Annotated in this window: 30 protein-coding genes; 3 read left to right on the top strand and 27 right to left on the bottom strand. The window is 44.7% G+C overall.

Features of this window, described 5'->3' with window-relative positions:
* Positions 1-33 precede the first annotated feature (33 nt).
* From bshB1 to MHI25_RS21105, 5 genes are read right to left on the bottom strand one after another with little or no spacing between them, the layout of a single operon-like run.
* Positions 34-726, bottom strand: coding sequence for a bacillithiol biosynthesis deacetylase BshB1 (gene bshB1 / locus MHI25_RS21085; RefSeq protein WP_340392401.1), 693 nt, complete (start codon positions 724-726; stop codon positions 34-36).
* Positions 723-1145, bottom strand: coding sequence for a methylglyoxal synthase (gene mgsA / locus MHI25_RS21090; protein ID WP_036676275.1), 423 nt, complete (start codon positions 1143-1145; stop codon positions 723-725). The genes bshB1 and mgsA overlap by 4 nt, the downstream gene beginning before the upstream one ends.
* Before the next feature lie 15 nt (positions 1146-1160).
* The gene (gene dapB, locus MHI25_RS21095) at positions 1161-1964 is read right to left on the bottom strand and encodes a 4-hydroxy-tetrahydrodipicolinate reductase (protein ID WP_036676273.1); all 804 of its coding nucleotides are present in this window, start codon (positions 1962-1964) and stop codon (positions 1161-1163) included.
* A gap of 34 nt (positions 1965-1998) precedes the next feature.
* Complete coding sequence (locus MHI25_RS21100; protein WP_036676272.1) at positions 1999-2520, bottom strand: tetratricopeptide repeat protein; 522 nt, start codon at positions 2518-2520, stop codon at positions 1999-2001.
* A gap of 59 nt (positions 2521-2579) precedes the next feature.
* Positions 2580-2909: a nucleotide pyrophosphohydrolase gene (locus tag MHI25_RS21105; protein WP_036676271.1), complete on the bottom strand. Its 330-nt coding sequence runs from the start codon at positions 2907-2909 to the stop codon at positions 2580-2582.
* Positions 2910-3076: 167 nt separating this feature from the next.
* Here MHI25_RS21105 and MHI25_RS21110 point away from each other — a divergent pair, with 167 nt between their 5' ends.
* Positions 3077-3946 carry a YitT family protein gene (locus MHI25_RS21110; RefSeq protein ID WP_076127532.1) on the top strand — a complete coding sequence of 290 codons (870 nt, stop codon included), beginning with the start codon at positions 3077-3079 and terminating at the stop codon, positions 3944-3946.
* Between the two features lie 60 nt (positions 3947-4006).
* On the opposite strand, the gene MHI25_RS21115 is transcribed toward MHI25_RS21110, so the two are convergent.
* From MHI25_RS21115 to MHI25_RS21170, 12 genes are all read right to left on the bottom strand, one after another.
* A complete protein-coding gene (locus tag MHI25_RS21115) occupies positions 4007-4909 on the bottom strand; it encodes a sporulation protein YpjB (protein WP_340394189.1) in 903 nt (300 codons plus the stop codon).
* Positions 4910-5064: 155 nt separating this feature from the next.
* Positions 5065-5712: a DUF1405 domain-containing protein gene (locus MHI25_RS21120; RefSeq protein ID WP_051490910.1), complete on the bottom strand. Its 648-nt coding sequence runs from the start codon at positions 5710-5712 to the stop codon at positions 5065-5067.
* A gap of 91 nt (positions 5713-5803) precedes the next feature.
* The gene (locus MHI25_RS21125; RefSeq protein WP_076127526.1) at positions 5804-6676 is read right to left on the bottom strand and encodes a menaquinol-cytochrome c reductase cytochrome b/c subunit; all 873 of its coding nucleotides are present in this window, start codon (positions 6674-6676) and stop codon (positions 5804-5806) included.
* Between the two features lie 26 nt (positions 6677-6702).
* Positions 6703-7374: a cytochrome b6 gene (locus tag MHI25_RS21130; protein ID WP_036676266.1), complete on the bottom strand. Its 672-nt coding sequence runs from the start codon at positions 7372-7374 to the stop codon at positions 6703-6705.
* A gap of 5 nt (positions 7375-7379) precedes the next feature.
* Positions 7380-7934: a ubiquinol-cytochrome c reductase iron-sulfur subunit gene (locus tag MHI25_RS21135; protein WP_076127525.1), complete on the bottom strand. Its 555-nt coding sequence runs from the start codon at positions 7932-7934 to the stop codon at positions 7380-7382.
* 239 nt (positions 7935-8173) lie between these two features.
* Complete coding sequence (locus MHI25_RS21140; RefSeq protein ID WP_076127523.1) at positions 8174-8593, bottom strand: DUF2487 family protein; 420 nt, start codon at positions 8591-8593, stop codon at positions 8174-8176.
* A gap of 184 nt (positions 8594-8777) precedes the next feature.
* Complete coding sequence (locus MHI25_RS21145; protein WP_036676261.1) at positions 8778-8957, bottom strand: IDEAL domain-containing protein; 180 nt, start codon at positions 8955-8957, stop codon at positions 8778-8780.
* Positions 8958-9202: 245 nt separating this feature from the next.
* Complete coding sequence (locus MHI25_RS21150) at positions 9203-10288, bottom strand: hypothetical protein (protein WP_340394191.1); 1086 nt, start codon at positions 10286-10288, stop codon at positions 9203-9205.
* 89 nt (positions 10289-10377) lie between these two features.
* Positions 10378-10965: a histidine phosphatase family protein gene (locus MHI25_RS21155; RefSeq protein ID WP_076127520.1), complete on the bottom strand. Its 588-nt coding sequence runs from the start codon at positions 10963-10965 to the stop codon at positions 10378-10380.
* Positions 10966-11143: 178 nt separating this feature from the next.
* On the bottom strand, positions 11144-11590 hold the full coding sequence (locus tag MHI25_RS21160; RefSeq protein WP_051490909.1) for a hypothetical protein: 447 nt from the start codon (positions 11588-11590) through the stop codon (positions 11144-11146).
* A 152-nt stretch (positions 11591-11742) separates the two neighbouring features.
* Positions 11743-12330 (bottom strand): sigma-70 family RNA polymerase sigma factor, encoded by a 588-nt coding sequence (locus tag MHI25_RS21165; protein WP_036676255.1) that lies wholly within the window; start codon positions 12328-12330, stop codon positions 11743-11745.
* A gap of 551 nt (positions 12331-12881) precedes the next feature.
* A complete protein-coding gene (locus MHI25_RS21170; protein WP_076127519.1) occupies positions 12882-13061 on the bottom strand; it encodes a hypothetical protein in 180 nt (59 codons plus the stop codon).
* A gap of 191 nt (positions 13062-13252) precedes the next feature.
* On the opposite strand from MHI25_RS21170, the gene MHI25_RS21175 reads away from it, so the two are divergent.
* Together MHI25_RS21175 and MHI25_RS21180 are read left to right on the top strand one after the other, a co-directional pair.
* Positions 13253-13819 (top strand): XRE family transcriptional regulator, encoded by a 567-nt coding sequence (locus MHI25_RS21175; RefSeq protein ID WP_076134680.1) that lies wholly within the window; start codon positions 13253-13255, stop codon positions 13817-13819.
* A gap of 217 nt (positions 13820-14036) precedes the next feature.
* Positions 14037-15341 (top strand): MFS transporter, encoded by a 1305-nt coding sequence (locus MHI25_RS21180; protein ID WP_340394197.1) that lies wholly within the window; start codon positions 14037-14039, stop codon positions 15339-15341.
* A gap of 453 nt (positions 15342-15794) precedes the next feature.
* On the opposite strand, the gene MHI25_RS21185 is transcribed toward MHI25_RS21180, so the two are convergent.
* The 10 genes from MHI25_RS21185 to aroB form a co-directional block, all read right to left on the bottom strand.
* Positions 15795-16889, bottom strand: a complete 1095-nt coding sequence (locus MHI25_RS21185; RefSeq protein WP_036676253.1) for a prephenate dehydrogenase — start codon at positions 16887-16889, stop codon at positions 15795-15797.
* A 46-nt stretch (positions 16890-16935) separates the two neighbouring features.
* A complete protein-coding gene (hisC, locus tag MHI25_RS21190; RefSeq protein ID WP_248548493.1) occupies positions 16936-18033 on the bottom strand; it encodes a histidinol-phosphate transaminase in 1098 nt (365 codons plus the stop codon).
* Positions 18034-18093: 60 nt separating this feature from the next.
* A complete protein-coding gene (gene trpA, locus MHI25_RS21195; protein ID WP_076127517.1) occupies positions 18094-18918 on the bottom strand; it encodes a tryptophan synthase subunit alpha in 825 nt (274 codons plus the stop codon).
* Positions 18915-20114 (bottom strand): tryptophan synthase subunit beta, encoded by a 1200-nt coding sequence (trpB, locus tag MHI25_RS21200; RefSeq protein WP_076127515.1) that lies wholly within the window; start codon positions 20112-20114, stop codon positions 18915-18917. The genes trpA and trpB overlap by 4 nt, the downstream gene beginning before the upstream one ends.
* Positions 20111-20788, bottom strand: a complete 678-nt coding sequence (locus tag MHI25_RS21205; RefSeq protein WP_340394200.1) for a phosphoribosylanthranilate isomerase — start codon at positions 20786-20788, stop codon at positions 20111-20113. The genes trpB and MHI25_RS21205 overlap by 4 nt, the downstream gene beginning before the upstream one ends.
* Entirely contained in the window at positions 20781-21611 is an 831-nt protein-coding gene (trpC, locus tag MHI25_RS21210) for an indole-3-glycerol phosphate synthase TrpC (protein WP_076127512.1), read from the bottom strand. Before trpC ends, MHI25_RS21205 begins: the two co-directional genes overlap by 8 nt.
* Complete coding sequence (trpD, locus tag MHI25_RS21215; protein WP_175617300.1) at positions 21601-22641, bottom strand: anthranilate phosphoribosyltransferase; 1041 nt, start codon at positions 22639-22641, stop codon at positions 21601-21603. Before trpD ends, trpC begins: the two co-directional genes overlap by 11 nt.
* A gap of 40 nt (positions 22642-22681) precedes the next feature.
* The gene (gene trpE, locus MHI25_RS21220; RefSeq protein ID WP_076127509.1) at positions 22682-24247 is read right to left on the bottom strand and encodes an anthranilate synthase component I; all 1566 of its coding nucleotides are present in this window, start codon (positions 24245-24247) and stop codon (positions 22682-22684) included.
* A 431-nt stretch (positions 24248-24678) separates the two neighbouring features.
* Positions 24679-25053: a chorismate mutase gene (gene aroH / locus MHI25_RS21225; protein WP_076127508.1), complete on the bottom strand. Its 375-nt coding sequence runs from the start codon at positions 25051-25053 to the stop codon at positions 24679-24681.
* The gene (gene aroB / locus MHI25_RS21230) at positions 25047-26150 is read right to left on the bottom strand and encodes a 3-dehydroquinate synthase (protein WP_076184012.1); all 1104 of its coding nucleotides are present in this window, start codon (positions 26148-26150) and stop codon (positions 25047-25049) included. The genes aroH and aroB overlap by 7 nt, the downstream gene beginning before the upstream one ends.

A 26150-nucleotide genomic window follows, 5' to 3' on the forward strand; every position in this document is an offset into this window, starting at 1 on the left:
ATATTATCATACAAACTTCGTTATATCCGTTCCTTAAGTAAACAATTCCACCGTATGAGGTACCTTGGTTGCAAACCCTTCTGCATAAGGAATCAGCCTGCGCTGGCCAAGCAGCATATCTCTCGAACGGACTCGTTCAATGTAGCCTTCCGTTAACGGTGTGGATACAGCATCCTCACCCGGAGGTTTGGTGAACTGCGAGCGATAGCAGGACAACGCCTGCTCCTTCAAGCCATATTGCTCAGTAACATCAACAATAAGATCGGTACGTCCTAAATCATTGATAAAATAGAAGTACAGCTGTGAAGCAGGAATTGCCGGCTTGTCCGGCATATATTTACGTAGCTTGGCATTAAAAACAGCCTCTTCCACCAGCTTGCTACAGGCGATATGATCGGGATGACGATCCTCCCAATAAGGAGCAAAAACTATCGTAGGAGAAAAGCGGCGAATTTCAGCAGTCACAGCCGCCACATGCTCTGCTGTAATAAAAAGCCCTCTATCTGGCAGACCCAGGTTTGTCCGCACGGATGCTCCGAGAAGGTCTGCAGCTTGCTGCGCTTCTTGCTTGCGAAGTTCTACTGTACCGTTCGATGACATTTCCGCGGCTGTTAAATCGCAAAGTCCCACCTTAAGTCCCGCAGCGGTATGTTTCGCAATTGTTCCTGCCATACCAATCTCCGCATCATCTGCATGCGCACCAAATACAAGAATGTCCAGCTTCATTCATCAACACCCGGTTTGTATTTGTGAACCAGTGCACGCCAAGCAAAATCACCACGATCAATCGCCTTCACAAGAACCTCCGCTGTGGCAATATTCGTAGCTACCGGTATCCCGTATACGTCACACAGACGAAGCAGAGCTGAAATATCAGGTTCATGTGGCTGCGCCATTAATGGATCCCGCATGAAAATAATAAGATCCAGTTCATCCTGTGCTACCATGGCACCGATTTGCTGATCTCCACCTAATGGACCAGACATGTAACGATGAATTTTTAAGTTAGTTACATCCATAATCCGTTGGCCAGTAGTCCCTGTAGAAAATAGTTCATGACCTTCAAATACATGTTCATAAGCTAATACAAAATTTACGATTTCATCTTTTTTACGATCGTGGGCAATAAATGCGATCTTTAACATGGTGTTCTCTCCTGTCTATTCTATAAAGTGCTCGAATCCATAGATCAAGCCTGTATATCCCATTACCTTTTCAATACCCATCTTAACGCCTGGCATATATCCTGCACGCTCATAAGAATCATGGCGAATCTTCAAGGATTGTCCGAATCCACCAAAAATCACTTCTTCTTGAGCAAACACACCAGGAAGACGGACACTATGTATCCGGAATCCGTTATAGTAACCACCACGGGCACCTTCAATGGTTTCTTCCTCTTTAGGATTACCTTGACGAAGTTCCTCACGAACTTCCGAAATCATCTCTGCGGTTTTGACCGCAGTTCCGGATGGAGCATCCAGTTTCTGGTCACCATGATACTCTATAATTTCCAGATGCGGGAAGTACTTTGAAGCTTGTGCCGCAAATTTCATCAATAGAATAGCTCCAATGGAGAAATTCGGAGCAATAAGTCCGCCAATCCCCTGTTCTTGACACTGCTTGTCCAGTTCCACCATCTGCTCCGGTGTGAATCCGGTTGTACCGATAACCGGACGCACTCCGTACTTAATAGCTAGCGCTGTATTCGTATACGCTGACTGCGGTGTAGTGAAATCGACAAGGACATCTCCGTTGCTTCCCGCGAGGGCGGCCTCAAGATCAGAAGTTACAATAACGCCTGAGTCTTCCAGACCTACCAGACGCCCTGCATCAATATCGCCCGAAGAACGATCTACTGCTGCTGCTAACTCCAGCTCTTCGTCCTGCAATACAAGTTTAACAACCTCTTTACCCATTCTTCCGCCTGCGCCGGATACAACGACCCTGATCTTGTTATTCATATTTTTTCCATCCTCGCTCTCACTAGTTATATAGTTATTGCATATACGATTGTATGGATTTCTGAAGGTCTCTCATCAATTCCCGCAAGCCAGAATCATCCGGATGTAACGAAATCACTTCTTTTAAGGCAGTCATAGCTTGTAAATGTTCATTCACTCGACTATGCGCGATAGCAAGCCATACATAAGCATCCCCATATAATGGATCAAGGGTAATAGCCTCTTTGAGCAGTGTAATCGGATGATAAGGGTTGCGAGTTTTGTTATCTTCATCTTCTATCAACCGTTTGGCTTCTTGTACATGCATCATAGCCTGCAAATGCTGCAGATGCAGACTATACTCAGGTTTGCTGGTGTCCAGCTTTACAGCAGCCTGAGCATGAACTAAAGCTTTATCTAGCATACCACTGCGGGCATACGTTATGGAACAACGATATCTAACCTCGGCATCAGCAGGGCTTGCTGCAATTGCAGACTCGAAGCAAACAATAGCTTCGGCAAAGTCACTGCGTAATATCGAGCGGTAGGCCTCTCTTACATAATCCTTATGATCCATATACACACCATCCTCACGGCTAAATCCCGTTCGTTTGGTACAGCATATGTTATAGAGGCCTAATCGGTGTCTTTCGGCGTCCAACGTCCCGCATCACGGGTATTAAATTTATGCATTACCTTATTATGCGCTTCCGTCAGGTCTATCCCGAGAGAATTTGCAAAACAAACGGTAATAAACAGAATATCTCCCAGTTCAAGTTCAATGGAATTCTCAGCTTCATCAGACTTCTTAGGCTTCTCGCCGAACTCATGATTGACCTCTCTAGCCAGTTCTCCGACTTCCTCGGACATGCGGGCCAGCATAGAGAGTGGACTGAAGTACCCTTCCTTAAACTGCGATATATAAGCGTCTACTTCACGCTGTATGTCACCAAGACTTTTGTCCATAAAATGTAACTTCTCCCCCTCTGTATATCTTGCCTTCTGTTTGCCCCTATGTTATCGTAAAGACGTTTTGAAGACAATCTTTTTTGAATATTTTAACACACGCAAGAAAAGGTATACTTATTATAGGAAAAGAAAAACTGCCTACAAAAGGCCTAACGAGGGATTTCATGAATTCAAAAAAGGTAATTACAATCAGCAAGACAGTCGCTCCCATCTTGCTCGGAGCCGCAGTATATGCCTTCGGGCTACTGTATTTCATCATTCCTAATCAGTTGATGGAAGGCGGCGTAACCGGGATCACACTTCTCCTTAATTATGCCTTTAGTATTCCCATCTTTTTATCCACACTGCTGATCAATCTTCCTTTGTTTCTGCTAGGCTGGAAAGTTCTAGGCGGGCGGCAAATTGTGTATACAGGTGTAGGGATTGGGGCATTGACCTTTTTCCTGTGGGTTTTCGAACGAATGATTACTGCGGGATGGATTATCCCCTTCAGTACCGAACACGACTTTATTCTTGCGGCACTGTATGCAGGAGTAACGCTTGGAACGGGGCTTGGGCTTGTATTCCGTTTTGGGGGTACAACAGGTGGTGTAGATATTGTCGCAAGAATTCTGGGACGGAATTTTGGTTGGAGCATGGGGCAGATTATTTTGGCCATCGACATTATTATTATTGGCTCTTCCATCCTCTACATTCCTAAAGAAAAAATACTTTACACACTCGTCGCAGTTTTTATCTCATCACGAGTTATAGATTTTATCCAAGAAGGCGCCTATGCTGCCAAGGCATTTACAATTATCAGTGATGAAGCACCACAAATTGCCGATCTGATTACAGCCGAAATGGACCGTGGTGTAACCCTCATCCCTGCCATTGGTGCTTATTCCAAGCAAGCCAAATATATGGTGTACTGTGTAGTCTCAAGGCAAGAAATCCGCCGGCTAAGTCTGCTGGTCAAATCCGTTGATCCACGCGCCTTCGTAATTATTAGTGATGTACACGACGTACATGGAGAAGGCTTTCGAGAAACCTAAATAAAAAGGAGTGTAGGCCATTTCAAGCCCACACTCCTTTTTGCTGTTTATAATTTCATCCTACGGAATCGGCTTCCAATTCTGATTCTGACCACGATACTTGCGATAGGCTACATAGGCTAACGCAGCTATAATGAAGCTTGCGGCTAACCCTCCCCAAATCCCAAATTCTTGCGATGCCAGCGGCAAGGACAAAGCAGGTTCATCCTTCTCTTTTCCGAACATTACTCTTACCGCATCCTGACCATAAGATACAATTTCAAGCAGGCGGGCACGTTCAACCTTTTGTGAGGACGAAGGAATGCCGGCCGCATATGAGAGCCAGGAATCAAAAGCATTCACAACTTCAGGCTGGCGGGAGACAATCACTGCCGGCCGGATGTTATCATACCTGCCCTGCAGTCTTTCCAGAGCTGTTTTCCAGCCCGCCAAATCATTTGCAACCGCACTTTGCTCCATCGCATTTAAATCCTCGCGAATCAGCTTGTAGTACTGAAGCCAAATAGGCTGGCGCGGATGATTAAGACTGTTGGCAGCTAGACGTAGCTTGGCGGCTGCCGCTTCCCATTGCTGTGGATTTATTTTCGCGCCTGCCACGGTAGCCTTCAGGTCCATAATGACCCCTGACAATGCATTAATACCCTCCACAGAGGTCATTCCTTCAAAGGATGAGGACACAAAGATCTTGGAGATCGCTTCGGTCTCCTGTCGGACCTTCATTACATCCCCTTCCAAAACATACCCATACAATGCCTCAGCAGCTTGTTCCAGCTGCTGCGCTCTGGTCTTTCCGCTCATTACTGCCAAACCGTTGCCCGAACTAACGTTGGCGCTTTGCTTCGAAGCTTTGCCAGACCCTTCACCAGCATCCCCTAGCGCTGCTGAAGCCTTTACAACATCCATACTGGACAGCAGCCAGCAGAATACTAGAACAACCACTACATAATATCTCCCGCGGAGCATGAGACATCCCCCTCCTACTTAAGAAGAAACGACGTTGTCGTCTTTTAAAGACGATATTCGTTTCTCGTAAAATTATAAGGATAAAGCATAGTATAAAACTTATACTTCTTATAATTCTAAATGTATGGCAGGGGGACAAGGGATAGAACTGTTTACTAACGTCTATTCTTGAACTGATAGATTGACTCTACCGGTCTTTGTCTTCTACTAAACAACCAAGCAGCTGCAACACTAAGCAGCGTAAGCGCCATTGTAAAGTACTGTACCTGTATAACATAATCGTTCAAAACAGAAGGTAACCACGGATAGATTCCGTAAGAATAATCCAGCATATCGTTGGCTAGTGTCCAAAGCAGGGCTAATGGAATCATTTTGCGGAAAGAAAAAAACCTTGCATAAATCAATGCTTCAACTGCCATCCCCGTATGGGAGATTACCAGCATCCAATCTTTCCAAACCAAAACATCACCGTGATAACCCCCGGCAAAAATAATACTCACTGCCCATATCCCGTACTTCACTGACGTAACGACCGCCAAAGCCTCAATAAGTTCCCTTACATTGTTTCCTGTGTAGCTTTTTGGAGGGAAGAGCATCAGCAACAGAGCCAAGGTAAAAAACAAACTTGCGGTTGGACTATCCGGAACAAATGGAAGCAGCCAGTGTGGATAATTAGCCGCAGTGAACTCCAGTTGATTGCCATACCATATGTAACCATAAATTGTACCCAGGAAATTTACGATAAATAACAACCAAATAATTCCCCGGTTCTTAAACAGTTTGTTAAACCAATGAACTGGCATACAGATTATTAACCTCCCCAAGTAATGGCACTTTGCATTTAGACATACAAAAACCTGACCGCATGCACGATCAGGTTGCGTTATCATTATTTTACTGTTCGCTTTTTTGTTTGGCAAGCCAGCCGGCCAAGGTATCAATATCCGCTTCTGATAGACCTGCTCCCAAGGCGGTATCGTACATTTTCGGCATCTGCCCTTGACCCTCTTTTATAATAGTAAGGATTGCTTCTTTGTCATGAGTGTCTCCAACTCCACGAAGTGAAGGTCCGCCCGCCCCTTTCAAATCCGCTGCGTGACAGGAGATACAAGTGGCTTGCTTGAAGAGCCCCATAGCAGGATCATCCTTGTCCACAATCGCTACTTCTTTTGGCTTAACGGCACTGGAGGTCGGAAGACCCTTTGCCCTGTTCTCCGCCGCCTTTTCTTCCCGTTGAACATCTTCAGGAATCTGATCCGTTTCAGCCATTTCATGTTTGTATTCAGTCCAGGCTGTATTGGTCAAATAAACAATTGCTGCAAGTGACAAGAACATTAAAGATGAAGCAATCGGCCTACGGTAAAAGCGACGCTCTCTACCCGTATCCAGAAAAGGAGCCAACAGAAGTGAACCAAAAGCTACACCAGTAACTCCTAGTGTACCCAGAACGATATAATCGCCCGAAGCATATGGGAGCTTCAAATACTGATAGAGGAACAAGAAATACCAGTCAGGAATCGGGATAACCGTAGCACTAGCATTTGCTGGAAACCCTAGCGGAGCTGGCTCTGAAATAGTAAGGACTAATATTCCTACAAGTACAACGACTCCGACCATCCATTCCTTCAGTAGAAAGTTAGGGATAAAGGCTTCCGATTTGCCGGGGTAAGCCGTGTAGTCCGGAGGTGTGATAAATCCGTTCCCTCTGCGAACTCTGGAATCACCGACATATACAACCTTTTCCTTAGAATTGTTTCCATGCGCCATCCGTATTCCTCCTCTCTCAGATTAACTTACAACGGTCCGGAAATCCCTTGTCTGCGGATCATAATAAAGTGTCCTACGAGCAGACTAAGAAGCACCGCTGGGAGGAAGAATACATGTAATGCGAAAAAACGAGTTAAGGTTTCGGCACCAACAATCGTTCCACCTTGCATCAGTTCCTTCAGCACCGGCCCCATCACTGGAACAGAATTGGCTATTTCAAGAGTTACCTTTGTTGCGAAATAAGCTTTATTATCCCAAGGCAACAAGTAACCTGTTAAACCAAGTCCCAACATTACGAAGAAAATCAGCATTCCAACTACCCAGTTCATCTCGCGCGGCGCTTTGTAAGAGCCTGTAAAGAAGACGCGCATTGTATGAAGGAACATCATAACAATTACTAGACTTGCGCCCCAGTGATGCATCCCGCGGACAATCTGTCCAAATGCAACACTTGTCTGCAAATACTCAACACTAGCATAAGCATTAATAATGTCCGGAACATAATACATCGTTAAGAACATACCTGATAAAATCTGTATGACTGTAATAAAAAAGGTCAGTCCGCCAAAGCAATACACGAACGCAGAGAAATGATGGGCCGGATTAACATGCTCAGGAACCTCGTGATCGGCCACGTCTCTCCAAATCGGCGTAACATCCAGACGTTCGTCAATCCAGTTATAGACATTTTTAAACATCAGAACTACGCCTCCTCACGAGCTACTGTATTTGGCACAATGTCTCCCAAAAGCACCCACCCGTTATCGAATTTCGTTTTATACTGGTCAAGCGGCTTAGGAGCAACTTCGAGATTTTTGCCAAGCTTTGTATAACGTGCACCATGGCAAGGGCAGTGATATTCGTCCGGATGAGCTTTATCGTTGTTCCACCCGACCGTACATCCCAAATGTTTACAAATCGGTGAAAGCGCATAAATATCACCCTTCGCGTCTTTCCGGATCCACGCAGTGAGTGTCGCTGTACTGTCGTACCATCCGTCCTTCTGTTTCAATTCAAAAGTAAATTCCTGGGGCTCTTCGGTGATTTTGCTTATCTCAGCAACCTTGATAAAATCTCCAGCACCCTTCTTATGTAATATCGGATCCACGACAAAACGGACCATGGGGAGAATTGTACCCGCCCCCATAAAAGCAGTGGCGCCACCAAGCGTGTAGGTCAAAAATTGCCTGCGCGACATCTCTTTACGGCTGGGTGGTTGTTCAGGCCATGTCTCCTGTTGTTCATTATGGCTGCTCATACTGTTATATAACCCCCTTCTCAAGATATAAGAAAGTATCTGTGGTGTCCGATCAGAGATGTCTCAATATAAATAATCCGTTTTCAAATCTTTTCAATGAAATACATCACATACCATTTGGATTCAACCTAATAATAGCTTAGGCTCCAAAACCCGTCAAGAATATTGTCTAATTTGTGACAGGCTAAAAAGCGGTTTCAACCTATAATTGTTGATTTTCTGTCACATTTATAAGGAGTTCATCCCCGCCACATGTCTTGAATTTTCATACTAATTTCACTGTTATTCCTCCCTTCTTGAGAAGCCTCAATGATAGGCAGAGAGAGAACTAAATCGCTTTCATAGATTTGGCTTTCTTGGAGAGGTACATCCGCTGTCAACACCACTACATGCTGGAAACCACTGGATTTGACTTTTTGGCAAATCTCATTAATTAAATTCACATAGCCCTCTCCAGCGTACTGAATGGCTGGGTAAGTCACGATCCGCCCCTTGAACGGTATTTCCACCATATCCATGAAATTACGTAATCTTTCGAGTGCCTGAACGGTCTCAGGAGGACTCTCAAGTCCACTTAATCCTGTAAAAGGTATGAGACATGTATCATAGAATTTTTGATTTTCTTCCCAAGTGTCCACCTCAAAATCGCTGAATTTCATTCCCATTCATCTCCCTATGTATAATTGTTAATTTTTCCGTTCTTTCGCAAAGCTTCCTGAAGTTATAGAACCCATTATATTGAAGGAGGAGGAGGAACGTCCAGATTTAGATTTTATATTTTCGTTCGATTAAGCAAATTGAGTAGATTATAAGCAAAAAAAGAAATGCGCTAAGCGCATTTCTTTATGCCAAACTTTTAAGTTCCTCAGTAAGATTTCGGAAAGCCATCTCATCTCCGGTAGCCAGCGCCGTGTCAATCTCACGGTGCAAGATGTCGGAGCGACGCTTTCGCAGCGCTTCATCCCACACCATTTCTGCCGCAAGTCCTAGCATCACTTCATACGTAGCCTTCATTTTGTCCATTCGATACACCTCCGCTGTTTAAGAGATCCTTTTTTCTTGTTATTTGATATTTTGATATCCATCAAGATGATTATGTTTTCGGTTTCAAGAGAATCGGCACCTACTAAAGCATATTCATCAATCCTGTCTTCGTTCTACATATTTGCCCATTCCGCTCAATACTTCCTCTATTGTACCCATCAGCAACAATAACGGATTCCTACATCTGCGTATGTAATCCCCATAAGCATTTCGCACACGCACCTCTACCGAAGATACTTAGGCACGGCTGTCTCTATCCCCCATGGCGTCATCATCACAGCGAGTCCACCAGAAGTCTCGCCCAATTTAAGCATCCCTAGGTGCACCATCATCCGTATTATACGTTGCTCTAGAATAGAAGCAGCACTGTCATAATAAAACGGTTTAATTAGCCACCCCACACCATCCACTAAAGAAGGTACTGTCACCCAATTACCGGCGCTGATGCTTATCCAATACACAAGTGAAGGTAGATTTGGCACAGCCCCTTTATATAGTCTTAACCAAAAAGAGAATATCTGCATCAACGAATCACATTTTCCATCGTTTAACACAGCCTCACCGGTCGCAGTAAGCCTTAGCCGGAAGCCTTCCTCAGAGATCCAGCGGCGGTGACGAATATAGTCATACAAAAGCGCAAATCTTGGAGGATAATGCTCACAAGCTCTCCCATAACCAAACCTCCAACCGCCTTTGCTAAGAAGCTCCTCCGGAATATGAAGCGCGTTCATCACACCTTGCTGATAACGCCTATACATTGCCCCTTCCTGATTCAGTTCTGGCTCATTGTCCTTAATATATCTCAGCAGCATTACCAGATCACTGATCATTAATTCTCCTTCACTGCGATACATCACAGGTTCAGGGCTAGTTGCGATGCTCTCTTTGATATGCGCACTCATCGTCTCCCGAAAACGCTCTTTTAAATCTTTGGGTACCTGGTACAAATATCTGGTCTGCTGTGAGGAACCACTAAAGAGCCAGCCTCCACTCTTGAAGCGAGAGACCATCTCCCGGAAACCTCCAGTTTTTCCTTCAGGTGCATTAAAAGACGCTTGCCTTGCCACAGCCAACAAATCCTCAAGACTAAAGTAGGTGCGTTCATCAAAAAGCAATGTATTCAAAAACCTTAAATCCTCCGGAGTGCATTCCCGGATATGAGACTCCATAAAACTTCTGCTTCCAAGCATAATCAAAATACTTTGGATCAAGTCGTGTTTGGAATTCTGTTTGCATTCACACCGGTAGCGGCCCGCTATGGCGGTCAGCTGTCCAATATCTGCATAAGTAAGCATATCCGCCAGATTCATGTTTTATCGCCTCACCGTTTTACTACCATTATGGGGAATACTGCCTATTTTATTCCCTTTATTGCAAAAAAAATAACCCGAAGCCCGGGTTAATGCTGATTTTGCAGGATATGGCGAGTACAATTATATAAAATAGGGTTCCATTCCCGCTCTTTCTTCTCCAGAATCGTCAAGGATAGATTGCCAATTCGTTCAGAATACTTATCCTTGTAAAGAGCAGTATACAGCTGAGCAAGAAATCCTCCATGGGATATGACGAGTATATTCCGATTGGGATGCAATGCAGAAATATCTTCCATAAAAGCAAGAGCCCGCGCCTGAAGCTGTTCGTCGGTTTCTTGACCGAGGGAGAGCTGGCTCCATTCCTTACCCCACTTCTCTTCACGTTCTGCGGCAGTAAGCCCCTCTACCTGCCCATAAGCACGTTCCCGGATACGCTGATCAGGTTCTAATAGCGGAATCCCTAACTTGTCAGCAATAATCTTACCGGTCTCAGCAGCGCGGGAAAGATTACTAGTAACGCAGCAGTCCCAGCTGTACGGTTCCTGTAATAAGCGGTCAGCAAGCATTGCAGCTTGCATCCGTCCTTCATCATTAAGTGGAATATCACTTTGTCCCTGTATTTTCCCTATCGCGTTCCAGTCCGTCAATCCATGGCGTATCAAGCCGATTAGCATGTTGCCTCCCCCTTTTCAGCAAAGTATTTGTCTCTTAATGTAACATGGATGAAATAAAAAGTCTTCTTTTTATGAGTTTTACAATGCAAAAAGCCCCTCATTACATTAAGTAAAGGGACTCATTCAATGTTCTGAATATTATAAACAACGGAAGCAAAGACATACGTCTAATAACCCTCTATGATCGGCGATAACGATTCAGCCTAGTTAATGAAAATACTGCAAAGCCTACACCTAACATTGATAACATCATCCAGTATTGAGGATGAGTGGGTCCCATACTTACTACAAGGGGTTCAATGATCCCACCTTCAGAGCCCAAAATTGGATACGTTGATTGCCATTCCATCGAGGATCCAGCGACACCTGTCTCCACAATTCCACTCTGAGCAACAACTGCATCACCTGGAGTTCTGAACATCGTAAAATAAAGAACGCTGGACAGAAATATTGCCAGAAAGCATGCGATCCATAAGCTAAGCCGATGGCGAACAATAGCAGAGGTCCCAGCAGATTTCCCGTCACCGGGCATCAACCATGGACTCTCTAAATAAATCCGCTCCATGACCTTAACATTTATGGCTTCAGCACGCTCTTCACTGATCTCTTCCCTCAAATCTTGCATAAGCAGGCTGCTCTCTTGCCATAGAGCCCATTCTGCAGCGCAGTAAGGACAAGTTTCAATATGTCTTTCAAGTAAAATCCGCCTAGGATGTGTGGGGGGAGCGTCCCACAAGAGCGGAATACATTCTTGCGCTTCCCTGCAATTCATTCGCCTTACACCCTCTCAACCTGCTCTTCAACTTCAGGCTCATTGAAATAGGATTCGAGTTGAAGCTTCACACTACTCCTGGCACGAAACAATAATGATTTCACTGAGCTTACACTCTGATCTAAAATTTCTGCGATTTCTTGATAGTCCATTTGATCATATTCACGTAGGATAAGTGCAGAGCGTTGTTTTTCGGGAAGATTATTTATCGCCTCACGGACCAAATTCATCCGTTCATTGCGCAATGCAGCCTGCTCGGGTGCAACTTCAAACGGTGCTACTGGTGTATATCCACTCTCTTCCAGAGATACATTACCGGCACGGTTCTTGCGAAGCTCACTTAGAACAGTGTTGCGGGCGATAGTGTACAGCCATGTTGAGAATGAAGCATCTACCTCTCGAAAGGAATGCAAGCTACGAAATGCCTTGTAGAAGGTCTCCGAACAAAGGTCCTCTGCGATAAGCTCCATATGTGAATTTCTAAGCATATGATATACAAATGCTAGTATTTTACGTTGATAGCGACGCATTAATTCTGAATATAATTCCGTGTTTCCTTGTTTGATTTGCTGGATCAACTGGGAATCCGTCATGGTGAGATTGGCCCTCCTCGCCCTTGCACGTCTTTTCCCATCCGGTCCGTACTTATTATACCGGTTTGGGCTTTAAAAGTTGCGGTGTTACTGCAAATTTTTAGTTTTTTTATGAAATACACCTATGTATATTCAACTACCCGATAATTAAGGCATGATGTATATGAAGAAGACAAAAAGAAATAAGGCATACTTCTAATTTTACATAAATATAGAAACGAATCTAGAAACATACCTGCTCTATTGTACCACATATTCTCATAGGATGACATTAATAGACTTTAGATAGGTCGACTCGCCAGCAAGACCCGACATTGGATTTCTGACTTAGAATCCGGCTTTAAAAATAACACATTTATCAATTTTTAAAAACTGTTGACAAAATGTAAACGTATACATATAATGAAAGTACAGTATGGTTTCTCTCCACTCCTATCCAATACTTAACGGTTCCAATTTATTGTGAACTGTAGCCGCTTACTTTGTAAGCGGTCTTTTTTTGTCCTGAAAGCGCTCTACCTTTTTTTTAGATGATCTATATTAGATTATTTTTAATATAGCGAGCGAATTAGCTTCCACAAATCCCCACAATCATCTATTACCCCGTCTACGTCCACTTGAAGAGATATCTGCTCATTACGTTTCCCAATGGCTTGCAGCCCTGCGTTACGGCTCGCTTGTACGTCATTCATTGGATGATCACCTACAAATATAGACTCCTCTGCGCTCACCCCATTGGTATCCCTCCTTTTGCAAAAATAAAGGATTAAACCGGGGAAGGTGATAAACCTACGGGTCGTTACATAGACGTCAGATTTTGTTTAGCTGCGTGTGTAATCCACCCTCTAATCCTAATCGTATGGAAAAGAGTCAGGATAAACAATATACTAGCTATAAAGTTATTTGTTGAGGTGAATTTGAAATGGATGAAATCGATGACTCAAAACAACTGGTACTACAAATCGGCGGTGCCTTGAAAAAGTACAGAAAAGAAAAAAACATGAGCTTAGATGACTTAGCGGAATTAACAGGCGTAAGCAAACTTACTCTGGGGAATATCGAACGTGGCGAGACAAATCCAACTTTGGCGATAATATGGAAAATTTCAAAAGGCATATCTTTGCCCCTATTAGCTTTGTTCAAATCTGAAGATCCTGTTAGTTTGTATCGAGCAGGCGAAGGTCTTCGGTTTTCTAATGATCAAAAGAATTGGATCATAGAACCCGTCTTTAAAAATGTAAGCAACGATATTGAAATGTGTCGGGCTTACTTACAGCCAAATAGTTCGTATCACCCTGAAGGTCATCATGTGAATACAACTGAAATTGCGACAGTAATGACTGGTTCCATTGAAATTCGAGTCGATGGAGAGATGTATACATTGAATCAATATGATACGATCAGTTTTCGTGCAGATCGCCCTCACTCTTATACCAATCATACGAATAGCGAAACAGTGCTCCATATCTCCTTAAAATATGGTTTCTAAAAGTCGAAAATTTCACCTATTACATGCAACTCAGTATTCCATTCTAAATGGAAACTCTGAGTTGTATTTTTTTATCTAATATAAGCATTTCAATTTATAGAACCATCTCAATAAAGTAAACTTTAAAATACTTATTGTTAAATTTAATATATTATACTATACTTTAATTGTCCGCGCGGATATTAGTACGCATTAATTCTGGGAGGGAAAATGAAGAATGCCGAATAAAAAATTCGTACCATCATCTTTAGGGCTGCTACTACTCGGCATTATTATTATTGCCGCAAATTTACGTGCTCCCTTAACCTCGGTCGGTCCTTTAGTGGATCTCATTAGGGGTGACGTTCATATTTCCAATACTTTAGCAGGCTTGATCACAACGGTACCTTTACTTACCTTTGCTTTATTATCGCCTCTAGTACCAAAACTAGGACGTAGGTATGGAGTAGAACTTTTAATTTTGTTTGCTCTGATCTTTTTGACTGTTGGTATTGTAATACGTTCTTTATCTGGGGCTGCAAATCTGTATATTGGAACTGCAATTCTTGGATTTGCAATTGCCGTTTGTAATGTATTAATGCCAAGTTTAATCAAACGTGATTTCCCTAATAAAATCGGTGCCATGACTGGTGTATTTGCAATTTCAATGAGTTTATCTGGAGCGATCGCATCGGGAATCAGTGTACCGCTAGCTGCAAACGCAGGTTTAAAATGGCAGGGTGCATTGGGAATTTGGGGGATCCTAAGCTTTGTATCGATCCTCTGCTGGTTGCCTCAATTAAGGAAGCATACGAAGCAAACAGCCTCGACGAGTCAACAGATGGCCGGCAATGATGTGAATGTTTGGCGTTCCCCTCTTGCCTGGCAAGTAACCTTGTTTATGGGGATGCAGTCCATGATTTTCTATGTGCTAATCGCATGGTTGCCTGAAATTTTAAAACAGCAAGGCATCGACTCAAGCCAATCAGGATGGTACCTCTCAATAATGCAGTTAGCGCTGCTTCCATTTACCTTTATTGTCCCCGTTATTGCAGGGCGAATGTCAAATCAACGTTCGTTAGTGTTCATCACAACCATTTTACTTTTGACGGGAACGCTCGGACTGCTTTACGGAAGCTCCAATATCATTCTGTTGTGGATCATCATACTCGGAATTGGTGGAGGCTGCGCCTTTAGCTTGTCCATGATGTTTTTCGGTTTACGTACTAAAAATGCGCATCAAGCAGCGGAACTGTCTGGTATGGCGCAATCGATCGGATATCTGCTTGCCGCAATTGGTCCTGCCCTTATAGGATATTTGCATGACACGACAAATAGTTGGAACGTGCCACTTTTCATACTGCTTGGAGCTTCGGTCTTACTCTTTATTGTCGGTCTAGGAGCAGCAAGAAATCGTTTTGTAGATAGTCGAAATAGTTACGACGAAATAAACTCAAGTACCAGAGAATTTCATGGAAGAAATACTGATCAGAATGAAGAAAGCGAGTTTGGGAACAGTTGCAACAAACCAAACCTAAATTAGAGTCCGCGGGTATAAATCCGGAAGCATTTTGCGGCACTCCTTTCTTTTCTTCGTTGATCCAATAAACATTTAGCTTGTACGAAGTCGCTATCGGACACAGTTGACCTTAAATGCAGCATTAATCCGCATTTGGGATGCTAACGGACCGCATAGCAGCTATTGACACGAAAAACACCCAATATAAGCCTCTTTATGTGAAATAGCGTCTGTGGAGTCCGAAAGACTGCTTCAAAGGCAAAAAACGAGCAAATAACGTCATTAGGGTCCGTAAGTACTAGGTGGTACTTATACTGGTACTTATGGTGGTACCGATGCCGATGACGATACTGACGGCATGTTGAAATAAGCAACCAATAACCCAAAAAACAAAAAAATAGCGATTCTCTATTCACATGAGAATCGCTATTTTACTGTTTTTTATGATTTAAAAATGAACCCGAACTAACCTTAATACTACACGTATACCGTATAATCATGATGCTGCAACAGGATCTTCGCCCGCTCCATATCGTTCTCCTGACGGAAAGAGAGACGCATAATCCCCGGAACATCTTCACGGCTTTCGATAATTTGTACGTTGCTAAGGTTAATTCCTTGATCCCCCAGCTCTGTAGCAATACGACCGATAATCCCCGGATGATCCGGTACATCAATATGTAGGTCAAATAAAGGTGCTATCATACCTTTACGCCGTTCAGGCAATTGACTACGGAAGCCATTGGCTTCATGAAATGCCTCTTCAATCCCTACACCATCTTCACTTTCCAGCAAACGAACAAAAGAAGAAACTTCCTCGTTCCAATCCTTCAATAAACGAAGCATCACTGAACGATTGTTTAACAAGATATCACGCCAAATAATTGGATCACTGGACGCAATCCGTGTAATATCCCGAAAGCCCCCTGCAGCTAACGTACTATACAAGGAGTCAGTATCATCATAAGCTTTAATCTGATTTACCAGCGCAACGGCAATAATATGTGGCAAATGACTAATGGCGCCTACAATCTCATCATGACGTTCTGGATTAAGGCGTACAATCTGCGCTCTAGTAAGGTGGAGTAAGGACTCCAACGCATGATAAGCCTCGTCTGGCACTCCCGGTGGAGGCGTTAATACGTAATAGGCATTCTCAAACAACAGCGATGAAGCTGCCTCAACACCTGAACGCTCTGATCCTGCCATAGGGTGACCGCCGATAAAATGTACTCCAGGAATATCCAAAGAGACCGCGCATGCGGCAATACTAGCTTTCGTACTTCCAACATCTGTAATGATGCAGCCGGGCTTGAGCGGCAATTTGCTTAACTGCTGCAAATAATCCTCTAGCATACCCACCGGCACACATAAAAAAATGAAATCGGCATCGATTGCCGCTTCCTCCACAGACAATGTGGCACTATCGACCACACCTCTGCTAATATACTTACTCGCGGATTCAGGACGGTGGGCATGGCCAACGACGGTCAGGCCCTCCTTGCCTTTAAAGCAAAGGGCCAGTGAGCCTCCGATCAGACCGACACCGAATATTGCTATTTTTGTCGTCATGTTCTTTGAACTACCTGCCTTCTTTAGTCTTGACTTGCTGTTATTACTAGGCGCGTACTCCACTCTCTATAAGAGTTTGTTCCAGCGCGGTGATAAAAGCTGTATTCTGCTCAGCCGAGCCCACAGTAACCCGAATATAAGTCGGATAAACCTGATGACCCGCTCTTACGATGATTCCTTTACGCATCAAAGCATCAAAGACCTCTGTAGCAGGCTTACGAACATCTACCATGATGAAGTTCCCGTGTGCCGGGAAGGATTCTAGACCCAGACGTTTGAATTCACCTTGCAATTGGACAATACCCGCGCTGTTAAGACGACGGCATTCCTGTACGTAATCTTGATCATTCAAAGCAGCAATAGCTGCAGCTTGAGCAAGTCGTGAAGTATTAAAAGGCTCACGTACCTTGTTGATCAACGAAATGATCTCAGGACTCGCAACACCGTATCCAATACGCAATGCAGCTAAGCCATAAATTTTGGAGAATGTGCGAAGCACAACCAGATTCTTGTAACGAGTCAGTAACTGGATACCATTGGAGTATGAAAGATCTGTTACATACTCACAGTATGCCTCATCAAGGACAACCATTACATTGGAAGGCACAGCATCCAGGAAAGAAACCAAAGCTTCCTCTGGAACAATCGTACCTGTTGGGTTATTCGGATTACAGATCCAGATAACCTTAGTGCGGTCCGTTATACGGGCCAGCATCCCATCCAGATCATGTGTACCTTTTACAAGTGGCACCTCAATAGATACCGCACTTTCGATGTCTGCGTTACTCTTATACACGGAGAAGGTTTGGTCCGCCATGATTGTCTCATCACCCGGTAAGAAAAAGGCACGAGCAATAAGTGCAATAATCTCATCTGAGCCACAGCCAAAAATAATATTGTCGTTATTCACGCCAAGACGGCTGGAAAGTGCTGAAGTCAATTCAACGGCTGAGCCGTCCGGATAAAGATAAAGATTCTCAAGTTCTGCTAGAATTGCTTCTTTTGCACTCGGTGAAGCTCCATACGGGTTCTCATTGGATGCAAGCTTAATAACCTCACTTAAGCCAAGCTCCTTCTTGACTTCGTCTATAGGTTTCCCTGGTTTGTAGACAGGGAGATTAACTATATTCGGTTTTGGATTCATACAATAGTCCTCGCTCTCCATAGTTGATTACTCCACTATACACAGGTCAGAATGACACTGTTATGGTCTTTTTAATTGTGCCACAAATTCTCGAATTTGCAACAGTCCCTCATTCCGCGTAGCAGGATGATCGAGCAACGGAATTACCTCTTCTATTTTGCGGACAATGGCACTCCCTACTACAACACCATCGCAAATCTGAGCAAAACGGGCAACCTGTTCGCCAGTAGAGATCCCAAATCCTACAGCCACTGGCAGATCCGTAGCTTGACGAACGGAATCAATAAAGGCTTCTACATCCGCATGGAAAGAGGATCTTTCTCCAGTCACCCCTAATGAAGAGACACAATAGATAAACCCGCTCGCACCGGATACAATCTTTGCAATACGTTCGCTTGAGGTGGGTGCAACTAAAGGAATGAGGTTGACTCCAACTTCATCACTACGGCGCCGCATCTCCGCTGATTCCTCAACGGGAAGATCCGGGATAATAAGTCCGCTAATTTCATGCTTGTTCAGATCAGCAAAAAACGTATCTAGACCCATTTGCAGGATAGGATTGTAATAAGAAAACAAGATAAATGGCAAACTGCTGCCGGCTTCACGAGCCTTTAACGCGGTCTCCATGCAAGTGCGCAGGTGAACTTCACCCCGCAGTGCCCGGGCAGATGCTCGCTGAATTACAGGGCCGTCTGCAAGCGGATCAGAGTATGGTACTCCTAGCTCCAGAATATCTGCCCCTGCTGTCTCCAGTTCAGTGATGATGGCAAGAGTAGTCTCCAAATCTGGATCTCCAACAGTCAGAAAAGGAATCAATGCGGTCCGGTTCTCAGCTTTAAGCTTCCGGAATACCAAATCCATCCGGTTTGTAGTTTGGGTTGTCATTCAGTTCCCTTCCCTTCTGTATACGCCATAATGGATTCTACGTCTTTGTCTCCCCGGCCTGACAGGCAGATGACAACAATATCATCCTTAGTAAGGGTTGGACCCATTTTTACAACATGTGCTATCGCATGCGCCGATTCTAACGCTGGAATAATGCCTTCCGTTACGCATAGCAGCTTCAGTGCATCTAGCGCCTCTGCATCTGTAATCGGGACATATTTTGCGCGTTCGATATCTTTTAGATAGGAGTGTTCAGGACCCACACCAGGATAATCCAGGCCTGCGGAGATGGAATGTGCTTCTGTTACTTGTCCATGCTCATCCTGCAGGAGATAACTCATTGATCCCTGGAATACGCCATGAGTTCCTTTACTCATTGTTGCCGCATGAAAAGGGGTATCAATGCCTTTACCAGCCGCCTCTACACCAATCATACCGACATTTTCATCCTCAACAAATGGATAGAACATACCGATGGCATTACTGCCACCGCCTACAGCAGCTACGAGCACATCCGGCAGCCTTCCTTCAGCCTCCAGAATCTGGCGCCGTGTTTCATCCCCAATAACCCGCTGAAAGTTACGAACCATCATCGGATAAGGATGTGGTCCTACAGCTGAACCCAATATATAGAAGGTATCATCTACATTGCTAACCCAGTAGCGAAGCGCTTCGTTGCCGGCATCTTTTAAAGTACGCGATCCGGAAGTAACGGGAATCACTTCTGCACCAAGCAGCTTCATCCGGAATACGTTAAGGGCCTGACGACGTGTATCCTCTTCCCCCATAAACACCTTACATTCCATTCCTAGCAAAGCTGCAACTGTAGCTGTGGCTACACCATGTTGACCCGCACCCGTCTCAGCGATTACTTTCGTTTTTCCCATCATTTTGGCCAGAATCCCTTGACCAATCGCATTGTTAATCTTATGGGCACCTGTATGATTCAAATCTTCACGCTTCAGATATATTTTAGCTTCTCCCAGATGTTTGCTCAGACGCTCCGCATAATACAGCGGGGTCTCCCGTCCGGAATACTGCTTTAATAGATAATCTATTTCTTCCTGAAAAGCTGGATCTGCCGAAAACTTACGGTAGGCCTCCTCCAACTCAATCAATGCATTCATCAAAGTCTCGGGCACGAAGCGGCCTCCGAATGAACCGAAACGTCCATGCTGGTCCGGTACTTGTATCATGATTGCTTCACCCTTTCCACAAAAGCTGTCATTTTTTGAATATCCTTAATGCCGTCAGTCTCTACTCCACTCGACACGTCTACCCCATACGGGGCATAGGTATCAAGCAATTCACCAACATTATCTGAATGAAGCCCTCCAGCCACAAACAAGGGCAAGTCATGTTGTACTGCAATTTCTTGGTAATCAGGTAATTTGTTCCATGCGAAGGTTCGGCCAGAGCCGCCGCTCTGCAATGGATCATAAGTATCTAATAAAACCGCATCTACTGCAGCTGCGTAATCTTCCAAGGTATATTCATTTTCAGCTTTTTCCCGCTCTTGATCAGCAACGGACAGTGCCTTCCATACCTGAACCTGTGGATAAGCTCGGCGAACCTGCTGGCAAAAAGCTGGACTCTCCTGTCCATGAAGCTGAATTACATCTAAATGCACCACAGACAGCAATTCGTTCAACTCATCCAGCTTCGGATTAACGAAAACCCCGGCAGCCTTAGGGATTTGACCAGTCTTCCAATTTGGAAGCTCTGCAATCAGTTCGGCAGCACGCTCTATGGACACCTTCCGGCGGCTAGGTGCAAAAACAAATCCGATATAATCTAGTGGTAAGTGTAACATAGATTTTAGCACTTCAACGTCCTGAAGTCCACAGATTTTTACTAATGTCTCAGCCATGCCGGACACGGTCCTTTCCGTTAGGAAGCTCCCCGAGCAAACCGTTAACCGCATCCTCTACGTTAGCTTGACGCATTAGATACTCCCCAACGAGCACTCCGTGAGCACCAGTAGTTCTTAGGTAGTCGATGTCTGTTGACCCGGAAATTCCGCTTTCGCTGATCACTGGAACACCTTGCGGCACAAGAGCTGCCAGCTCGGCTGTTGTCTCCAAAGAGGTCTCAAAGGTACGTAGATTACGGTTATTAATTCCAAGAAGAACGTTAGGTTGGGTTATCTTTTCTGTGCTCAGTACAACCGCCAGTTCATTTTGGTCATGCACCTCAATCAAGATATCCAATCCAAGCTCTGAAGCTATATCTATAAAATGAGACAGTTGTGCCGGTGTCAAAATAGCGACGATCAACAACACCGCATCCGCTCCGAGAAGACGTGCTTCGTAGATCTGCTTCTCATCGATAATAAAATCTTTGCGAAGCAGCGGCAGATTTACAGCTTCCTTCACTTGCTGCAGATAAGCTGCGCTGCCCTGGAAATATTCTGTGTCCGTCAGAACAGATAAGCAATCTGCACCTCCAGCTTCATACCCTTTTGCAATGGAAACAGGATCAAAATCTTCACGGATCAACCCTTTGGAAGGAGAAGCCTTCTTCACCTCAGCGATCAAGCCCATATCTCTGTTCTTCCCTTGGGTCAGAGCCTTACGAAAGCCTCTTGTTGCCGGAAGAAGCGCAATATCACGCTCTGCTTGTGCCAGCGAAAAGTTTTTACTGAGCAGTTCAACCTCTTTAATCTTAGTCGCGACAATTTTATCAAGATACATAATTAAGTTCCTCCGTCATAGCTACAAGCTGATTAAGCTTGGATAGTGCCTTGCCTGAATCCACTACATCTTTTGCTCTCTCTACGCCTCCGGCCATGGTATCTGCCAGACCAGCAACATATATACAGGCTCCGGCGTTAGCAAGAACGATATCGCGATAAGGATTCATCTGCCCTTGAAGGACCGAGGTAATAATCGCCGCATTTTCAGCTGCATCTCCACCCAGCACAGCTTCCAGTGGATGTCTGTTAAGACCTAATGCCTCTGGCGTTACCTCATACGTGGTTACGATGCCCTCTTTTAGCTCAGACACTAATGTAGGGGCCGAGATGCTGATTTCATCCAGACCATCCAAGCTGCTAACAACCATCGCACGCTTGGACCCCAGCTCCTTCAGTACATTAGCCACCGTCTCTGTCTTATTCCGATCATAAATCCCCAGCAGCTGACGGTCAGCACCAGCGGGATTCGTAAGCGGACCAAGCATATTAAAAATCGTCCGCACTCCAAGCTCTTTACGCGGTGCCGCCGCATGCCGCATCGAAGGATGATAGATTTGCGCGAATAAAAAACAAATGCCGATTCGATCCAAGCATTCCCGGGCCTGATCCGCATTCAGATGAATGTTGACGCCCAAAGCTTCAAGTACATCTGCACTTCCTGCTCTACCGGAAGCTGAGCGGTTGCCATGTTTGGCAACTCGTACCGAAGCCGCTGATGAAATAATCGCTGAGGCGGTAGAAATATTAAACTTATGGATGCCGGAACCGCCCGTACCACATGTATCTAGCAGACGCGCTTTTTCAGTAAGGACAGGTGTGCCGAAACCTCTCATGGCTTCCGCAAACCCCGTAATCTCCTCCACGGTCTCTCCCTTAATCCGTAAAGCGGTCAGCAGTGATCCGATTTGCGCCTGTGAAGCCTCTCCCAGCATGATTGCACCCATTATATCCCGTGCTTCTACACGTGTCAGACTTTTGCCTTCGATTAGTCCAGCGATTCCTGATTGTATCAATTTTGTTGCATCCATAATGTTCATCCTCCAGCCTTAATGTAATCTTTTTTATTAATCAAACCACCTGTTCAGGGGTATATGCGTACATGTAATCTTGATTGATGACTTGTTTCTCTTTTATCTCGGGTGGGAACATAGCCTCTGCCATACGAATAGCTTTTAGCATGCCCTTCGCTTTATTCACCGTCTCTTCATACTCTTTCTCCGGAACCGAGTCCCAAACGATACCCGCCCCAGCCTGCACATATGCTCTGCCCTTACGGAAGATGATTGTACGGATGGTGATACATGAATCCATATTTCCCGAGAATCCCAAATATCCAATCGCCCCCGCATAAGCACCACGGGCTTCTCGCTCCAATTCAGCAATAATCTCCATTGCCCGTAGCTTAGGTGCTCCTGAGACAGTACCGGCTGGCAGACAGGAGAGAAAGGCATCAAAGAAATCTTTATCCTCGCTAAGCGTGCCTGACACATTCGATACCATATGCATGACATGAGAGTATCTTTCAATTTCCATAAAGGAATCACATTTTACAGAACCGAATTTGGACACTCTTCCTAAATCATTACGACCTAGATCAACTAGCATCAAATGCTCTGCACGTTCTTTTTCATCCTCCAGCAGCTCCGCGGCGTAAGCACGATCCGAAGCTTCACTTTCACCTCTTGGTCTTGTTCCGGCAATCGGCCGTGTCTCCACACGATTTCCATCTACCTTTACGAGCGCTTCCGGTGAGGTTCCAACAATAATCTCTTCATCCATTTTCAAATAATACATATATGGAGATGGGTTAAGCGTCCTGAGCATCCGGTATACATGCAGTGGAGAAACTTCCGTTTCAATATGCAGGCGCTGCGACAACACCACTTGAAAAATATCGCCAGCCCGAATGTATTCCTTCGCTTGTTCTACGTTGTTGATATATTGTTCTTTAGTAAGGTTGGAATGAATCTCACCCAGCTCAATATCCTGCGGAATACTGCGGCGGTTCACATTTTCCTTAGGCCCTTCCTTCTGCAGCTCTTCGGCCATATCCTCAAGCTTACGACTTAAGCTTTCGTAATTGGATTTGATATCTGAGTCCGTATCACCGTCTTTAACATGCAGGTTGCCAACTAGGAGAATTTGTTGTTTCACATGATCAAAAACAATGATGCGATCACAGAACATAAACCGGATATCATCCATTTGGAGATCATCTACTGGATGCTCAGGCAGCTTCTCATAATATTGCAGCAGATCATATCCAAAAAATCCGATAGCTCCTCCAGTAAAAGGCGGCATCTCATCCAGCTTAGGGCTACGGTATGAACGAAGCAGCGCCTTAAGCTCCTCAATCGGCTTTCCATGCAGCTGTTTTTTCTTACCGTCGATCTCTACGTTAATCGCACCCTTTTTTCCCGATATCATTAAAAAGGGATCGCTGCCGATGAACGAATACCGGGCCCATTGTTTGCCACCCTCTACACTTTCTAGTAAGAACGCGCGGTCACGTTCAGCAAAACGTTGGAATAACCGGATAGGTGTTTCCATATCAGCCAGCAGCCGCTTCACAACAGGAATCAGATTATAATCCTGCGACAGCTTTACCACCTCTTGAACACTCGGATTCGTCATTTTTAGATGCCCCCTTAGTTATATAAATCTTTCCGAAACACAGAAAAACCCTCTACCAAAGTAGAGGGTTTGTGTAAGTAAGTATATGTTTTTGAGCAATGATCAGCATCGTTATGTTGTGCCTACAGACTTATCTCTAAATAAGATACATCACGGATGTGAAATAACACTCCAGTACATATCAAAATAAAGACTCTGCGTACACAAAAACTGCTAATCAGGCATAACGTCTTCAGCGTCCTTATAAGGACGGTAAGCGTATATGCGTGAAATATAAGAATGTATAGAACAAAGCTTATACTTTCTTATATTCGCAAAAATTTCTTGCACTCTGCTCAACTATACTCATCTCAACTCAACTAAACTCTTCTATACTCGGCTAATTACACTATACATGATGACAAGGGTCATTGACAACCCACAACTCAAATTTAAGACTTACTCTGCGACAAATCCGGACGAAGCTTCTGAGCTTCATTCAGATACACATGGCGGATCTCACGCTGTGATTTATCCGTATTAAACTGCACCATTAACCGGATACACATCGGCAGGCTGCCTTTGACCGGGATCTCGGTTGAACACATAAGCGGCACCATTTCCCAGCCCTCAATCTCACGAATGGCTCTTGCCGGAAAAGTAGCATCCAGATCATTGGTCATCGTAATCCATACATTGCTAATATCCTCAGCTATAACATTATTGCGTTCAACGATCTCCCGCAGCAGCACAACGGTTTCACGCAAAATCTCTGTTTCTTCGTTATTAATCACGGTAGTTGCTCCGCGAATCCCTCGATTTACCACGGTTTCCCCTCCTTTTTAAGCTCTGCCAGAACCTCTCGCACAAGCGATTCCTGTACATCGTTTACAATACTAACAGCTCCTATGGCATCAGGCACAATAAAAGTCATTCTGCCTTCTTTGAATTTCTTATCATGCATCATTGCTTCCATTAGCTCCTCTTCATCATATTCAGAAGGAAGCTGTATAGGCAGTGAAAGGGCAGATAACATAGATACTGTATCCTCATAGATGGATCGGTCACGTCCAAGCTTTACAGCCAGCAGCGCCGAACCCGCCATACCAATCGCAATCGCTTCACCGTGCAAAAACACACCGTATCCGCCAACCGCTTCAATAGCATGGCCGATCGTATGGCCTAAATTCAGGATCGCCCGAAGTCCATGCTCACGTTCATCGTTCGCCACGACATGAGCTTTGATCGCACAACCGCGCTCAAGGGCATAGCCGAGAGCTTCAGCATTCAAAGCAAGCAGCTCATCAGCATGTTCACGGCACCAATATGCAAATTCTTTGTCCATAATCAGACCATGCTTCACTACTTCAGCTAAGCCAGAAGAGACTTGGCGCGGCGGAAGCGTGCGAAGGGTATCCAAATCGTAAAGCACCAGCGAAGGTTGATAGAACGCACCAACCATATTTTTGGCTAGTGGATGATTGACAGCCACTTTGCCGCCTACGCTGCTGTCATGGGCCAGAATCGTCGTTGGAATTTGTAGAAATCCTATTCCGCGCATGTAGGTAGCTGCTACAAAACCAGCTAAATCACCAACAACTCCGCCACCTAAAGCCAACACCGCTGAGTTGCGATCCAGTCCCGCTTGAATCGCGGTCGTCATAACCTCTTCATACACGGTTAATGATTTGGATGCTTCCCCTGCCGGCATAATATGGCTTACTACGGTATAACCTTGCTGACGTAGAGCTTCTTCAAGCGCCGGTAAATACCGTGGAGCTACTTCACTATCACTCACAACCAGTAGCGGGCTACGAGTGGACAGTCCAGCCTCAGCACAGTACTGGGCAATGTTCTGCAGCAGACCACTACCGATGTGGATTGGATAAGAACGATCTCCCAAATCTACATTGATTGTACGCAT

This window comes from Paenibacillus sp. FSL E2-0177, assembly GCF_037992975.1.
Lineage (GTDB): Bacteria > Bacillota > Bacilli > Paenibacillales > Paenibacillaceae > Paenibacillus_AQ > Paenibacillus_AQ odorifer.

Coding starts and splice junctions, on each gene's coding strand:
- MHI25_RS21185 (WP_036676253.1), bottom strand. CDS start 16,889: ATGACGACAAAAATAGCAATATTCGGTGTCGGTCTGATCGGAGGCTCA.
- MHI25_RS21100 (WP_036676272.1), bottom strand. CDS start 2,520: ATGGATCATAAGGATTATGTAAGAGAGGCCTACCGCTCGATATTACGC.
- bshB1 (WP_340392401.1), bottom strand. CDS start 726: ATGAAGCTGGACATTCTTGTATTTGGTGCGCATGCAGATGATGCGGAG.
- trpD (WP_175617300.1), bottom strand. CDS start 22,641: ATGGATGCAACAAAATTGATACAATCAGGAATCGCTGGACTAATCGAA.
- MHI25_RS21110 (WP_076127532.1), top strand. CDS start 3,077: ATGAATTCAAAAAAGGTAATTACAATCAGCAAGACAGTCGCTCCCATC.
- MHI25_RS21125 (WP_076127526.1), bottom strand. CDS start 6,676: ATGGCGCATGGAAACAATTCTAAGGAAAAGGTTGTATATGTCGGTGAT.
- mgsA (WP_036676275.1), bottom strand. CDS start 1,145: ATGTTAAAGATCGCATTTATTGCCCACGATCGTAAAAAAGATGAAATC.
- MHI25_RS21150 (WP_340394191.1), bottom strand. CDS start 10,288: ATGAATCTGGCGGATATGCTTACTTATGCAGATATTGGACAGCTGACC.
- MHI25_RS21205 (WP_340394200.1), bottom strand. CDS start 20,788: ATGGCTGAGACATTAGTAAAAATCTGTGGACTTCAGGACGTTGAAGTG.
- trpE (WP_076127509.1), bottom strand. CDS start 24,247: ATGACGAATCCGAGTGTTCAAGAGGTGGTAAAGCTGTCGCAGGATTAT.
- MHI25_RS21175 (WP_076134680.1), top strand. CDS start 13,253: ATGGATGAAATCGATGACTCAAAACAACTGGTACTACAAATCGGCGGT.
- dapB (WP_036676273.1), bottom strand. CDS start 1,964: ATGAATAACAAGATCAGGGTCGTTGTATCCGGCGCAGGCGGAAGAATG.
- MHI25_RS21180 (WP_340394197.1), top strand. CDS start 14,037: ATGCCGAATAAAAAATTCGTACCATCATCTTTAGGGCTGCTACTACTC.
- MHI25_RS21140 (WP_076127523.1), bottom strand. CDS start 8,593: ATGAAATTCAGCGATTTTGAGGTGGACACTTGGGAAGAAAATCAAAAA.
- trpB (WP_076127515.1), bottom strand. CDS start 20,114: ATGATACAAGTACCGGACCAGCATGGACGTTTCGGTTCATTCGGAGGC.
- trpA (WP_076127517.1), bottom strand. CDS start 18,918: ATGACAACCCAAACTACAAACCGGATGGATTTGGTATTCCGGAAGCTT.
- trpC (WP_076127512.1), bottom strand. CDS start 21,611: ATGTATCTTGATAAAATTGTCGCGACTAAGATTAAAGAGGTTGAACTG.
- MHI25_RS21145 (WP_036676261.1), bottom strand. CDS start 8,957: ATGGACAAAATGAAGGCTACGTATGAAGTGATGCTAGGACTTGCGGCA.
- MHI25_RS21155 (WP_076127520.1), bottom strand. CDS start 10,965: ATGCTAATCGGCTTGATACGCCATGGATTGACGGACTGGAACGCGATA.
- MHI25_RS21105 (WP_036676271.1), bottom strand. CDS start 2,909: ATGGACAAAAGTCTTGGTGACATACAGCGTGAAGTAGACGCTTATATA.
- MHI25_RS21135 (WP_076127525.1), bottom strand. CDS start 7,934: ATGAGCAGCCATAATGAACAACAGGAGACATGGCCTGAACAACCACCC.
- MHI25_RS21165 (WP_036676255.1), bottom strand. CDS start 12,330: ATGACGGATTCCCAGTTGATCCAGCAAATCAAACAAGGAAACACGGAA.
- aroB (WP_076184012.1), bottom strand. CDS start 26,150: ATGCGTACAATCAATGTAGATTTGGGAGATCGTTCTTATCCAATCCAC.
- MHI25_RS21120 (WP_051490910.1), bottom strand. CDS start 5,712: ATGCCAGTTCATTGGTTTAACAAACTGTTTAAGAACCGGGGAATTATT.
- MHI25_RS21130 (WP_036676266.1), bottom strand. CDS start 7,374: ATGTTTAAAAATGTCTATAACTGGATTGACGAACGTCTGGATGTTACG.
- MHI25_RS21160 (WP_051490909.1), bottom strand. CDS start 11,590: ATGCAAGATTTGAGGGAAGAGATCAGTGAAGAGCGTGCTGAAGCCATA.
- hisC (WP_248548493.1), bottom strand. CDS start 18,033: ATGAATCCAAAACCGAATATAGTTAATCTCCCTGTCTACAAACCAGGG.
- MHI25_RS21115 (WP_340394189.1), bottom strand. CDS start 4,909: ATGCTCCGCGGGAGATATTATGTAGTGGTTGTTCTAGTATTCTGCTGG.